The organism is Bacillus sp. SA1-12, from assembly GCF_000981385.1.
GTDB lineage: Bacteria > Bacillota > Bacilli > Bacillales > Bacillaceae > Metabacillus.
In genome coordinates this window covers 47,290-59,741 of the sequence record NZ_LATZ01000130.1, presented here as the reverse complement: position 1 = coordinate 59,741, position 12,452 = coordinate 47,290, and the positions used below count along the sequence as shown (strand labels likewise).

13 protein-coding genes are annotated in these 12,452 nt (G+C 39.0%); all 13 read left to right on the top strand.

Translation table 11 applies throughout. The features are described 5' to 3' along the window. Positions 1-208: 208 nt before the first annotated feature. The 13 genes from ftsE (at position 209) to WQ54_RS26960 (ending at position 12,309) form a co-directional block, all read left to right on the top strand. Positions 209-895, top strand: a complete 687-nt coding sequence (gene ftsE, locus WQ54_RS27020) for a cell division ATP-binding protein FtsE (RefSeq protein WP_046589197.1) — start codon at positions 209-211, stop codon at positions 893-895. Then, positions 888-1,778, top strand: coding sequence for a permease-like cell division protein FtsX (gene ftsX, locus WQ54_RS27015; RefSeq protein ID WP_046589195.1), 891 nt, complete (start codon positions 888-890; stop codon positions 1,776-1,778). Before ftsE ends, ftsX begins: the two co-directional genes overlap by 8 nt. Positions 1,779-1,888: 110 nt before the next feature. Beyond that, a complete protein-coding gene (locus tag WQ54_RS27010; RefSeq protein ID WP_331435272.1) occupies positions 1,889-3,205 on the top strand; it encodes a peptidoglycan DD-metalloendopeptidase family protein in 1,317 nt (438 codons plus the stop codon). Positions 3,206-3,655: 450 nt separating this feature from the next. Continuing rightward, positions 3,656-5,125, top strand: coding sequence for a S41 family peptidase (locus tag WQ54_RS27005; protein ID WP_046589191.1), 1,470 nt, complete (start codon positions 3,656-3,658; stop codon positions 5,123-5,125). A 228-nt stretch (positions 5,126-5,353) separates the two neighbouring features. Next, positions 5,354-5,701 (top strand): swarming motility protein SwrAA, encoded by a 348-nt coding sequence (locus WQ54_RS27000; RefSeq protein ID WP_046589189.1) that lies wholly within the window; start codon positions 5,354-5,356, stop codon positions 5,699-5,701. Positions 5,702-5,781: 80 nt separating this feature from the next. Then, positions 5,782-6,969 (top strand): PDZ domain-containing protein, encoded by a 1,188-nt coding sequence (locus WQ54_RS26995; RefSeq protein ID WP_046589186.1) that lies wholly within the window; start codon positions 5,782-5,784, stop codon positions 6,967-6,969. Positions 6,970-7,336: 367 nt separating this feature from the next. After that, entirely contained in the window at positions 7,337-7,633 is a 297-nt protein-coding gene (locus WQ54_RS26990) for a hypothetical protein (protein ID WP_046589184.1), read from the top strand. A gap of 320 nt (positions 7,634-7,953) precedes the next feature. Next, on the top strand, positions 7,954-8,352 hold the full coding sequence (locus WQ54_RS26985) for a DoxX family protein (RefSeq protein WP_046589182.1): 399 nt from the start codon (positions 7,954-7,956) through the stop codon (positions 8,350-8,352). Between the two features lie 149 nt (positions 8,353-8,501). Continuing rightward, positions 8,502-9,440, top strand: coding sequence for a ring-cleaving dioxygenase (locus WQ54_RS26980; protein WP_046589180.1), 939 nt, complete (start codon positions 8,502-8,504; stop codon positions 9,438-9,440). 24 nt (positions 9,441-9,464) lie between these two features. Further along, the gene (locus WQ54_RS26975) at positions 9,465-10,073 is read left to right on the top strand and encodes a flavin reductase family protein (protein ID WP_046589178.1); all 609 of its coding nucleotides are present in this window, start codon (positions 9,465-9,467) and stop codon (positions 10,071-10,073) included. Between the two features lie 41 nt (positions 10,074-10,114). Continuing rightward, complete coding sequence (locus WQ54_RS26970; protein WP_156178182.1) at positions 10,115-11,059, top strand: ring-cleaving dioxygenase; 945 nt, start codon at positions 10,115-10,117, stop codon at positions 11,057-11,059. Further along, entirely contained in the window at positions 11,059-11,673 is a 615-nt protein-coding gene (locus tag WQ54_RS26965) for an alpha/beta hydrolase (RefSeq protein WP_046589348.1), read from the top strand. Before WQ54_RS26970 ends, WQ54_RS26965 begins: the two co-directional genes overlap by 1 nt. A gap of 222 nt (positions 11,674-11,895) precedes the next feature. Then, on the top strand, positions 11,896-12,309 hold the full coding sequence (locus tag WQ54_RS26960; protein ID WP_331435271.1) for a CBO0543 family protein: 414 nt from the start codon (positions 11,896-11,898) through the stop codon (positions 12,307-12,309). Positions 12,310-12,452: the final 143 nt, after the last annotated feature.

Below are 12,452 nucleotides of genomic sequence, written 5' to 3'. Positions count from 1 at the left end.
AGCAAACCCCTTATTAAATCAAGGTTTCCCCTTCTGTTAATATTACTGAAATAAAATTGTAATATAAATTTAGTCACCTTTTGCCGAAATTTGATGTTATAATGAGTTTTGTAATTTAGAAGAAAAGGTATTTTTCTGTCTATTTAGTCGACAATATACGACAACGAATGACAAATTTCCAAAAAACACAACTATTAGGTGGGTTTTTATGATTGAAATGTCCGAAGTATACAAAACATATCCAAATGGTGTATTAGCCATAAATGGGATTGATATAAAAATAAACCAAGGCGAGTTTGTCTACGTCGTTGGACCTAGTGGCGCCGGTAAATCTACCTTTATTAAAATGATGTACCGTGAGGAAAAACCTTCAAGCGGTAAAATCATTATTAACGGTGTAGACTTATCCACTTTAAAGGAATCTAAGGTGCCTATGCTAAGACGTAACATTGGCGTCGTATTCCAGGATTTTAAATTGCTGACGAAGCTTACAGTCTTTGAAAATGTGGCATTCGCTTTAGAAGTAATTGGCGAAAATCCAAAAAATATAAAAAAGAGAGTACTAGACGTACTAGATTTAGTTCAGCTCAAACATAAAGCACGTTTCTTCCCTGATGAGCTTTCAGGCGGGGAACAGCAGCGTGTTTCAATTGCGCGTTCGATTGTAAACAATCCTTCGGTTATGATTGCGGATGAGCCGACAGGTAACCTTGATCCCGATACATCTTGGGAGATTATGCACCTCTTTGAGGAGATTAACAATCGCGGAACAACGATCGTTATGGCGACACATAATAAGGAAATCGTCAACACGCTGAAAAAGCGTGTCATCGCAATCGAGGATGGAAAGATTGCACGTGACGAAGCAAGAGGGGAGTACGGTATATATGATTAATACTCTTGGTCGTCATTTTCGTGAAAGCTTAAAAAGTTTAGCTAGAAATACGTGGATGACGTTTGCATCAGTTAGTGCAGTAACCGTGACTTTGATTTTAGTTGGTACATTTTTAGTCATCATGATGAACTTAAATAATGTAGCGGATAATATTGAAAACGATGTTGAAATTCGTGTTCTTATCGATGTAACGGCAAATGAAGATGCACAAGCAAAGCTTAAGAGCGAGATTCAAAAGATAGAAGAGATTGATTCGATTACTTTCTCGTCTAAGGAACAAGAGCTTGATAATTTAATAGAAAGTTTAGGAGAAGAAGGCGAATCCTTTGAGCTCTTTGAACAGAACAATCCATTAAACGATGTATTTATTGTAAAGGCAGCGGATCCGCAGGATACAAAAGCCGTTGCAGATAAAATTGCCAAGCTTGAAAATGCCTCAAAGGTAAAATATGGACAAGAAGAAGTAGAGAAGCTTTTTGAAGTCATCTCTATTTCAAGAAACATTGGTATTGGTCTCATTATTGGACTCGTTTTTACAGCGATGTTCCTCATTTCCAATACAATTAAAATCACAATTTTTGCACGTCGACGCGAAATTGAGATTATGAAGCTGGTAGGAGCTACCAACGGGTTTATCCGCTGGCCGTTCTTCCTTGAAGGATTATTCCTGGGAGTGCTTGGAGCGGTGATTCCGATTGTTCTCATTATCTCCGTTTACCAATCACTATATAAATGGGCATTGCCAAAGCTTCAAGGTTCATTTGTGGAGTTCTTGCCATTCAATCCATTTGTTTTCCAAGTGTCAGCGATCCTCCTTTTGATCGGTGCATTGATCGGTGTATGGGGAAGCTTAATGTCTGTCCGTAAATTCCTAAAAGTGTAAACTAGCAGTCTTTTGATTGCTAGTTTACTAGCTTTTTTAATGTATAAAACAGAGTCTGGATCAGGCTCCGTATGTGAAAGAAAAATGCTTACATAACTGTGGGAGGAGACATGATGAAAAGAAGACTAGTATCGTTTAGCTTGGCCGCCATCATTGGGACAAGCGGATTACTGCTGCCGTATAACAATCTTGCCTCTGCTGAATCTTTAGAGCAGAAAAAGCAGGATATCCAACAGAAGCAATCAAACGTTTCGTCAAGTATTGAGAAAAAGGAAAGTGAAATTGCTAATTTAGAGGCGGAAAAAGCAAAGCTTGATGAAGAAATCAAGAATTTGGACTTTAAGGTTACTGATACCAACAATAAAATTAGCGAAAAAGAAGCCAGCATTGAAGAAACAAAGAAAAACATTGAAGAGTTAAAGGCAGAAATTGAAGAAGTAAAAGCTAGAATTGAAGAGAGAATGAAATTACTAGAAGAACGTGCCCGTTCCTTGCAGGAGACCGGCGGCATGGTCAGCTATTTAGATGTGCTTCTAGGTGCTCAGGATTTTGGTGACTTAGTGAGTCGTGTAAGTGCCGTTACAACAATTGTTGAGGCAGACCAAGAGATTATGAGAGCCCATGAGGAAGATAAAAAACTGCTAGAGCAAGCAGAGGCAGATCTAAAAAGCGAGCTTAAAAAGCTGGAGGACTCTTTATCTGAATTAGAAGTGCTCAAGCAGCAGTTAAGTGTACAAGTAAAACAAAAGCAGGAGCTCATGAAGGAAGTAGAGGGCGAGCATAATGATGCCGTTCACGAAATGCATGAGCTGGAGGACGAACAAGCATTTTTAGCTGAACAGAAAAAGGCTATTGAACTAGAAGAAAAACGACAAAAAGAGGCAGCAGCAAGAGCGGCAGCAGAAGCAGCAGAAGCTGCAAAAAGAAAAGCTGCTGAAGCGGCTGCAAGTGCTTCAAGCTCATCTAGCTCTTCAAGTTCTGATAGCTCTGCTTCATCAGAAACACCAGCTGTTACAAGCGGCGGCTTCATGTGGCCTGCAGCAGGTACTTATACATCAGGATATGGTACACGGGTCCACCCTGTTACAGGACAAACAAAGCTGCATGCAGGTATAGATATTGCCAATAGTACTGGTACTCCGATTGTTGCAGCAGCAAGCGGAACAGTCATTCGTTCAAATTATTCAAGCAGTTATGGAAATGTCGTGTACATTTCTCATAAAATTAATGGACAAGTGTTTACAACAGTCTATGCACATATGAATTCACGTCTTGTAAGTTCTGGTCAATCTGTATCAAAAGGCGAGCAAATAGGAACTTTGGGGACTACCGGCCGTTCGACAGGTCCGCATTTACATTTTGAAATTCATAAAGGTGGATGGAATGGATCTGCGAATTCTGTGAATCCTATAAATTATTTACCATAACAATACCCATAAATAAACCCCTGAAAACTTTTGTTTTCAGGGGTTTATTTCCTTTTGTGCAATTATGCTAAACCAAGGAGCTTCTGCTTTTATTAAAAGGAAGTGAATGGATCTTTTATTTAGTATAGGTGTCTATCTCCAGGGCATAGCCCTCAAGTCATAAGTACTCTTTCCGCACTTCCCTTGACCGTTTTAAGCTTAGAAAGGCGTTTTGCTTTTTATTTAGAAGGGAGAAATACTCTTTTTCCATTGTATGTGTCTCTAGCTCCAGCGCCTAGCCACTCATAAATCAAAGAAAAAGTTCTGTGCGTCTTATTTTCCTGCGGCAGACCAAGAAGCTTCCGGACTTAATTCTTTACATGATTTGTACAAGCTCCGCATATACTAAAAAAAGTTTAATCTAAAGCTGTTTTGCATAAACCTGGCTACGCTGGAAAGAGGAGGTACATGATGAATCAGAAATTAACCGCATTGTTAGTCGTACTAGCATTAGTAGTTGGCGCAGGTGGAATGTATGTAGGTATGGAGTACATAGAAATGGGTCATGAGGCTCCTCCACAACAAGCTGAAGCAGTCCCGGCAATGGGGGATATCTTGCGTGTAGAGGATGATGCTTCAGAAATTGAGGGGTTTGATAAGTTTAAGCAGGCGCTTGAGCTGATTTCTACAAAGTATGTCGAAGAGGTCGATGAGAAAGAGCTGTTAGAAGGTGCGATCCAGGGGATGCTCTCCACGTTAGATGATCCATATTCTGTGTATATGGACAAAGAAACGGCACAGCAATTCTCCCAATCCCTTGATTCCTCTTTTGAAGGGATTGGTGCAGAGGTTGGAATGAAAAACGACCGTGTCACCATTGTTGCTCCGTTTAAAGGTTCTCCTGCTGAAAAAGCAGGTCTGCAGCCGAATGATCAGATTGTCAGTATAAACGGAGAAAGTGTTGAAGGACTTGATCTGCATCAAACGGTGTTAAAGATCCGCGGCAAAAAGGGAACAAAGGTCGCGATAGAAGTTATTCGGCCGAATTCTCGTGAAAAGCTAACCTTTACTGTGGTTCGTGATGAAATTCCGCTTGAAACAGTTTTTGGCTCCATGAAGGAGTATGAAGGGAAAAAGGTAGGGTATATTCAAATTACCTCGTTCTCCGAGAACACTGCAAAGGATTTTGAAAAGACCTTGGCTAAGCTTGAAAAGGATGATATGGAAGGTCTGGTTTTAGATGTCCGCGGAAATCCCGGGGGGTATCTGCAAAGTGTTGAGGAAATCCTCAAGCAATTTGTGACAAAGGATCATCCATATATTCAAATTGAAGAGCGCAGCGGTGATAAAAAGCGTTACTTTTCGACCTTATCAAAGAAAAAGGAGTATCCAGTCACCGTGTTAATTGATAAAGGCAGTGCATCTGCTTCGGAAATCCTTGCCGGAGCATTAAAAGAGGCTTCCGGCTATGATCTCGTCGGTGTGACCTCATTTGGCAAAGGAACTGTTCAGCAGGCGGTGCCAATGGGTGACGGCAGCAATATCAAACTAACGCTTTATAAATGGTTAACACCTGATGGAAATTGGATTCATAAAAAGGGTGTTAAGCCGACTATAAAGGTAGAGCAGCCAGAGGTCTTTCAGGCAAGCCCGGTTCAGGTGAAGGAAAGCTTAGAGCCTGACATGAATAACGGACAAGTGAAAACTGCCCAGATCATTCTAAAGGGACTTGGCTTTGAACCAGGCAGAGAAGATGGCTATTACAGCAAGGAAACAGCAGCTGCGGTAAAAGAATTCCAAGAAGAAAATGAACTGGCGATCAGCGGAAAAATTGATCAGCAGACTGCAAATACACTGAATCAAAAGATTAAAGAATACAAAGAAAATGAAAAAAATGACCTCCAATTAAAAATGGGCATAAAGGCATTATTCAATGAATGAAAGTTGGGGACAGTCCCCCGCTGCATAAAAGCGGCAGGGGACTGTCCCCATTAACTTTGTTTTTGTGTAAGGACGTAAAAAAACATTTGATTTCGAAATAATATAAGCGTAAGAGTTATGATGCTGATGCACTAGATGCAATGATGATAGGTAGTAAGAGGCCCAAGTATAATGGCAGTAAAATAGAAAAAGATGTACTTATAAAAGGAGAAGAACGGGGGGATAAGGATGAAAAAGTCCAGTTACCAGAAGGAACAGGTATATCAAGGTTTGTTATCAGAGTTGAGCGAAAAACATACGGAGGCTCAATCCTATGCGAGCTTCAACAAGTGGATTCGATTATTTTGTATGTATTTAGCAAATTATACGTCCATTAAAGAAATTGACCAGATTGATAAAGCATGTGTTCAAGAGTACTTTTCCTATTTAATTAATAATCATAAACGGCTTTCGCTTAGTTTAACAGATATAAAAAAATCGATGCAAATGATCGAGGATCTATTACAGATAGAAGTTGACAGCTCATTAAGTGATTTTTCACTATCAAATATGAGTCTATGGAACAACTTAAAATAAGCATACTCAATTGCTCATTGAGATGGTAAAATATGAGTAACCTATAGATATGCGTAGAAACAGTAAGGTGGGGTTCTGTTTTGATTGATAATTGGTTGCTTGAGTTGCTTTGGGCTGTTGGACGCTTCTTTATTCATCCACTCTTTTATTTGTTCTTCCTCTTAACATTAGCTTACGGTTCTATTCGGATAAAACGTGAAAGGAAGTCTTTTCATATTCGTGTTCATGACATCTATGATGAGATGAAATTCACTTACACAAAGGGTTTAATCGTTGGAGCCATAGCATCTGTCGCTCTATTTGGGATAGGCTTGAGCTTGCCCTTTGGCACCATTGTTTTGTTAACAATTGTTACAGCTGTTCTGGGGTTAACATGTCGAATGCGGTGGCTTTCGCCTGCATATTCGATTGGCATCACCCTTATGGGCGTGGTCATCATCTCAAGTGGACAAGCTGACACGATTGAGGCTTTTTTTGTAGGAATAAACGAAACAAATTATGCGTCACTTAGTCTATTAGCAGGTCTTATGATCATCGCAGAAGGCATCTTAATTCAGCGTACGGCACATAAACATACATCACCATTTATAAAAACAAGTACAAGGGGGTTGCCAATTGGTACCCATGAAGCAAATCGCACATGGATGCTGCCATTGCTGTTTCTTGTACCAGGCGGCACGCTTACCTCATCATTGCCATGGTGGCCTGTCTTAACGATAAATGGAGAAACTTTCCTGTTCATGTTTGTTCCATTTTTCATCGGCTTTCATCAGCGTGTACAAGGTTCGCTTCCGCAGGAAAGCATTAAAGTTACTGGAAAACGCGTCATTTTGCTGGGCGTTATGACACTTGTCGTTTCGATGGTCAGCATTTGGTTTACAGTTGCTGCCTTTCTTGCCTTAATCATAGCGATCGCCGGGCGTGAATTTATTACCATTCGTCAGCGGATCAATGACGATTCCGCCGCTTTCTTCTTTTCAAAACGAGATAAAGGCCTGATGATTCTTGGGATCCTTCCTCAATCACCGGCTGAAAAAATGAATCTCCTGGTCGGCGAAATGGTGATGAAGGTAAATGGCGAAAGTGTAAAAACGGTTGAAGAATTTTATCAATCCCTGCAAAAAAATGGTGCGTTCTGTAAACTTGAAGTCATTGACCTTAACGGAGAAATCCGCTTTGTTCAACGGGCGCTATATGATGGCGAACACCATGAACTTGGAATTTTATTTGTCCAGGACGAGAAGAAATGGGAGACGGAAGCAGTTTAAGATATACCTTTATCGTGCCAACCTCTTTAGCGTTATCTTTTTAACTCAATCATTAAGAAAGTAATTCCCGCTTCAAGATTCCAACGAAGCGGGGATTATTGCTTTTAAAGAACCTAATCGCGCCTTCGTTGGACTGGAGAAGTTTATCTAACCGATTCGTTTATTAAATGTTTTTTAATATTCTCTTTGAAATTGCATTAACTACCTCCAGTATGTTTACCTATTTCATTTAACAGCAACGCTTTTGAATATGACTTTTTAGGGAATGAAATGCTAATGAATCATTCTAATAAAAATGCAGGTAAGCCGAATGGATTAAAATGAATAGGCGAAACTAAGTCATATCTAAAAAAAGGGGATTTGAAAAATGTATAACCGAATTGAAAACCTAAAAGACAATCTTCCAGAAGGGCACAAAGATATTGCCGTGTTAACTCGGCATATATTTGAGGCATTTGATAAGCTAATTGAGGAACACAGAAGGCTGATGGGGGTAAGTTCCACTGCAAAAATTAAACCAAATCCAGCAGAAGAAAGAACATTCTTTGAAACCATAAATGAAGTAAAACAAGTCATTCTTACAGAATTAGAAAAGACGACAGAAGACATAGAACATATCGGTGATAAAAATTGGGAGAAAAATTATAAAGACGGGGTCGAATAGGTAAGTACTTAATCTTAGCAGATTAAGTACTTTTTCCTGCTTGTGATGAATGAAATACCTTTATTAAAGTTTTTTGAAAAATGTTGTTGACAATAAGAAATAATTAGATTATTATTATCTTGTATTCAAGATGTTTTAATTCGTAATATTTAGGAGATGGCTAATAAGCAAGACCCAACTGGAACGAAATGTCCCAAACGAATTTTTCGTCATAAATAAAATGCTAAATGAGAATGAAATGTAGTTTAAAAGCAATATGGTATTATTTTTTATAATTATATATCTCGAATTCGAGATAAAACAAATTAGGAGGAATGAAAATGATTGATATTGGATTATTAATAATTAGATTGGTAATAGGTGTATTATTCATTGGTCACGGTGCTCAGAAGTTATTTGGCTGGTTTGGAGGTTATGGCTTAAAAGGAACTGGCGGCTGGTTTGAATCAATTGGCATGAAGCCAGGCGTAACGATGGCTCTTTTCGCAGGATTAGCAGAACTAATTGGCGGAATTTTATTCGCTCTAGGACTCTTAACCCCGCTTGCAGGTATTATGATTGCGGGAACTATGGTGATGGCAATTGTGAAAGTGCATGGTCAAAACGGATTATGGGCAACAGCAAATGGATACGAATATAACCTAACCTTGCTTACGATTGCAATTGGAATAGCTTTAATAGGCGCTGGTCAATACAGTGTAGATGCATTTTTATTTTAATATATCTCGAAACCGAGATATTTTCAATGAACTAGCAAAAGCGACAATTTATTTCTCAAGCGATAGTTGAAAACAAAGAGGGTATTCTAAGCCGGTAAGCGAATTGTACCTTATAAAGAATCTAATGAAAGATAAAAGGAGCGGATATCATGAACAAAAAAACGATGGGTATTCACCATATAACAGCCATTGTCGGTCATCCTCAAGAGAATGTTGATTTCTATGCAGGTATTTTAGGTCTGCGTTTAGTGAAACAAACGGTTAATTTTGATGACCCAGGCACATACCATCTTTATTTTGGTGATAAAGGAGGAAAACCTGGAACAATCATTACATTTTTTCCTTGGGCAGGGGCTCGTCAAGGTACGATAGGAGACGGTCAAGTAGGCGTCACTTCATATGTTGTTCCTAAAGGAGCCATGGAGTTCTGGAAAAATAGGCTGGAATCGTTCAACATTCCTTTTACTGTCATGGAGCGCTTCGGCGAGGAGTACTTGGAATTTGATGACACTCATGGGCTTCACTTGGAAATTGTTGAAAGGGAAGAGGGAGAAGGAAATACATGGACCTTTGGAAGAATAACACCTGAGGTAGCAATTAAAGGCTTTGGCGGTGCTACTTTATTATCGGCACAGCCTGAAAAAACTGCTGAACTGTTGGAAAACATTATGGGATTAGAATTTGTCGGCAAGGAAGGGGACTTCACCCGTTACCGTTCTTTAGCGGATATTGGAAATATTATTGATCTAAAATTAACTCCAATTGGACGCGGGACGATGGGAGTAGGAACTGTACACCACATTGCATGGCGGGCTATGGATGATCAAGACCAATTAGAATGGCAAGAATATGTAGCAGAGAATGGGTATGGAGTAACTCCTGTACAAGATCGAAACTATTTTAATGCCATTTACTTCAGAGAACATGGAGAAATTCTCTTTGAAATTGCAACAGATCCTCCAGGTTTTGCCCATGATGAATCCGAAGCTACGATGGGTGGAAAATTAATGTTGCCTGAGCAGTATGAACAGTTTAGAGGGCAAATTGAAAAAAGTTTATTACCTTTTGAGGTAAGAGAATTGCAATAATTTTTTCGTAAAGGAATGATTTCTTTGCTATCAATAGATCCTGCTAAAAATACTGAAAGAGAAAATTATAAGTTTCTAATAGGCAGCATCATCCCCAGACCGATTGCTTTTGTTACTACACGTTCAAAGAATGGCGTTTTAAATGGAGCGCCATTCAGCTACTTTAATATTGTCTCATCAAACCCGCCGATGATTTCGGTATCGATTCAAAGGTCAGCGGGAAGACAAAAGGACACAGCGAGAAACATCATTGATTCAAAAGAGTTTGTCATTCATATCGTTGATGAACAAAATGTTGAAAAAGTAAATCAAACAGCTGCAAGTCTGCCTCCTGAGCAAAGTGAAATCGAATTAGCAGCATTCACTCCAGTTGAAAGTGAGAAAATTTCAGTCCCGGGAGTAAAAGAGGCAAAAATCCGTATGGAATGCATCCTGGAACAATCTTTAGAATTGGGAGATTCGGATACAACTGGCTGTGACCTTATCATCGGAAAAGTCGTTCAGTTCCATATTGAAGAGACTATTTATGAAAATGGAAGAATTGATCCAAGAGGCTTAGCTGCTGTGAGCCGATTAGCTGGTACAAATTATGCGAAAATAGGAGAGATGTTTTCCATAGATCGTCCTAAGTAATGTCGTGATTCGAAATAATGAAAAGAATGGAGAAGATAGGGTTGCAAAAAACAACAGGTATTCATCATATAACAGCGATGGTGAACGATGCCCAAAGAAATATTGACTTTTATGCCGGTATTCTTGGGTTAAGACTTGTCAAAAAGACGATCAATTTTGATCGTCCTGAAGTGTATCATCTCTATTTTGGCAATGAAACTGGCGAACCAGGGACTGTAATCACATTTTTTCCATGGGCTAAGCAGTTAAAGGGCAGAATTGGAACCGGTCAGGTCGGTGTTATTAGCTTTATGATTCCAGCAGGTTCAATTGATTTCTGGAAACAACGTTTACAAACATTCGGCATTGAATTTCGCTCTTCTGAACGCTTTGGTGAACAAAATATACAATTTCCTGATCCTGATGGGCTCCAGCTTGAACTTATAGAACGAAATGAAGGACCAATCAATCTTTGGTCATTTGGGGGGATTCAAGCAGAGCATGCCATTAAAGGTTTTGCGGGAGCTACCTTAATATCAGCACAACCTAATAAGACGGCAGATGTGCTGGAAAATATCTTGGGACTTGATTGCATTGGTGATCAAGAGGGCTTTCTAAGGTTTAGATCTGAAGGGAATGTTGGAAATATCATTGATATTAAGCTTACTCCTTCGGTTCGAGGTCTAATGGGTGCAGGAACAGTTCACCATATCGCATGGAGGGCAAAGGATGAAGAAGAACTTAATAGATGGAGGGCACTTCTTCAGAACAAGGAATTTTATCCAACTGAAATACGTGATCGAAATTATTTCAAAGCGGTGTATTTCCATGAACAAGGGGGGATCCTTTTCGAAATAGCGACCAATCCGCCAGGCTTTTCCGTTGATGAGCCAGTCTCCGAGCTTGGAAAGAAACTAATGCTACCAGCTTGGCTGGAATCAAAGCGAGAAGAATTAGAGGAAACCTTACCTAGTGTTGAAGCTCGCATTCTGGAGGGAGATAAATGATGAAGCATTTGTTTAATAAGGGGAAAGATGAAACAAAACCAACGTTATTATTGCTGCATGGTACTGGGGGAAATGAATTAGATCTTTTACCTCTTGCGGGAAGAATTGATGATGAGGCTTCCGTTCTTAGCGTTCGCGGGAATGTATTGGAAAATGGGATGCCTCGATTCTTCCGCAGATTAGCAGAAGGAGTGTTTGATGAAGAAGACCTTATTTTCCGGACAAAGGAGTTAAATGAGTTTCTTGATGTAGCAGCAGAAAAGTATGAGTTTGACAGAGGTAATATTATAGCTATTGGTTATTCTAACGGTGCCAATATTGCTGCGAGTTTATTTTTTCATTACCAAGAAGCATTAAAGGGAGCCATTCTTCACCATCCAATGGTACCAATAAGGGGCATTGAGCTTCCGGATTTGTCAGGAAAGTCTGTATTTATTGCCGCTGGGACAAATGATCCGATCTGTTCACCGCAGGAATCATCTGAATTGCAATCGTTATTAGAACATGCAAATGCCAATGTGGAACTTCTTTGGGAAAATAAAGGTCATCAATTGACAGTTGAGGAAGTTGAAGCAGCGGCAAAGTGGTATCGTCATTTATTATCGATTCATTAATAGTTGAATTTTTTAGTAAGAATAGGGCTTATGTGATATTCAATATAGTGCATCCAAGAAGCGTTTTGAAAAGTGAAGGATAAAACTTTTTAGAATAGGAAATTTTAAAGGTATCAAATTTTTACTGTTTGAAAGGCTGGTACCTTTATGGAGAAAAAATTATTAAATTTGCTTAATGTACTTTGTTTCATTTCTTTGCCATTTTTATTTAGAGGTCCAAAAATGAGGGAAAATTTGCTCATTTTTTTCTCAAAAGGAGTTCTGGCAACTCTTGTCGATGCTTACGTTGTAGGAACCAAAAGAGTTTCCTATCCAGTTCGCCCTTTTCCAACAATCTTTAAAACAAATATTATTTATGATGTATTATTCTTTCCGCTTTTAAGTGTCATCTGGGTGAAAATATCCTATAACGATCGTCTGGATAAAATCCTTTTAAAAAGCTTAATTTTTAGTGTTCCCATGAGTTTTGCTCAATGGTATTTAGAGGAAAATTCAAGATTATTTAAATGGAAAAAATGGTCACCGCTCCATACGTTTGGAAGTGTAAATTTTACTTTGTTTACAATTAGAGGCTTCGTTGGCTTAATAAAGAAAGTGGATCAAGTAAAGCAAAATCAACAGATAACCGATCATTAATGGTTGTGTTAGTAGCCGATCTTGGAGCATTACATTACCAGTCGTCTTTATCTTGTAAGTATTTACTATTAATGTAATGAACTCATTTAATTTTGCAGTGTACTTAAAAGGCGTAAAAACACACCAAGAAATACCAAAGGTGT

Excerpts from the sequence above, each read along its gene's own strand:
- ftsE (WP_046589197.1), top strand. The coding sequence starts at position 209 with ATGATTGAAATGTCCGAAGTATACAAAACATATCCAAATGGTGTATTA.
- ftsX (WP_046589195.1), top strand. The coding sequence starts at position 888 with ATGATTAATACTCTTGGTCGTCATTTTCGTGAAAGCTTAAAAAGTTTA.
- WQ54_RS27010 (WP_331435272.1), top strand. The coding sequence starts at position 1,889 with ATGATGAAAAGAAGACTAGTATCGTTTAGCTTGGCCGCCATCATTGGG.
- WQ54_RS27005 (WP_046589191.1), top strand. The coding sequence starts at position 3,656 with ATGAATCAGAAATTAACCGCATTGTTAGTCGTACTAGCATTAGTAGTT.
- WQ54_RS27000 (WP_046589189.1), top strand. The coding sequence starts at position 5,354 with ATGAAAAAGTCCAGTTACCAGAAGGAACAGGTATATCAAGGTTTGTTA.
- WQ54_RS26990 (WP_046589184.1), top strand. The coding sequence starts at position 7,337 with ATGTATAACCGAATTGAAAACCTAAAAGACAATCTTCCAGAAGGGCAC.
- WQ54_RS26985 (WP_046589182.1), top strand. The coding sequence starts at position 7,954 with ATGATTGATATTGGATTATTAATAATTAGATTGGTAATAGGTGTATTA.
- WQ54_RS26980 (WP_046589180.1), top strand. The coding sequence starts at position 8,502 with ATGAACAAAAAAACGATGGGTATTCACCATATAACAGCCATTGTCGGT.
- WQ54_RS26965 (WP_046589348.1), top strand. The coding sequence starts at position 11,059 with ATGAAGCATTTGTTTAATAAGGGGAAAGATGAAACAAAACCAACGTTA.
- WQ54_RS26960 (WP_331435271.1), top strand. The coding sequence starts at position 11,896 with ATGAGGGAAAATTTGCTCATTTTTTTCTCAAAAGGAGTTCTGGCAACT.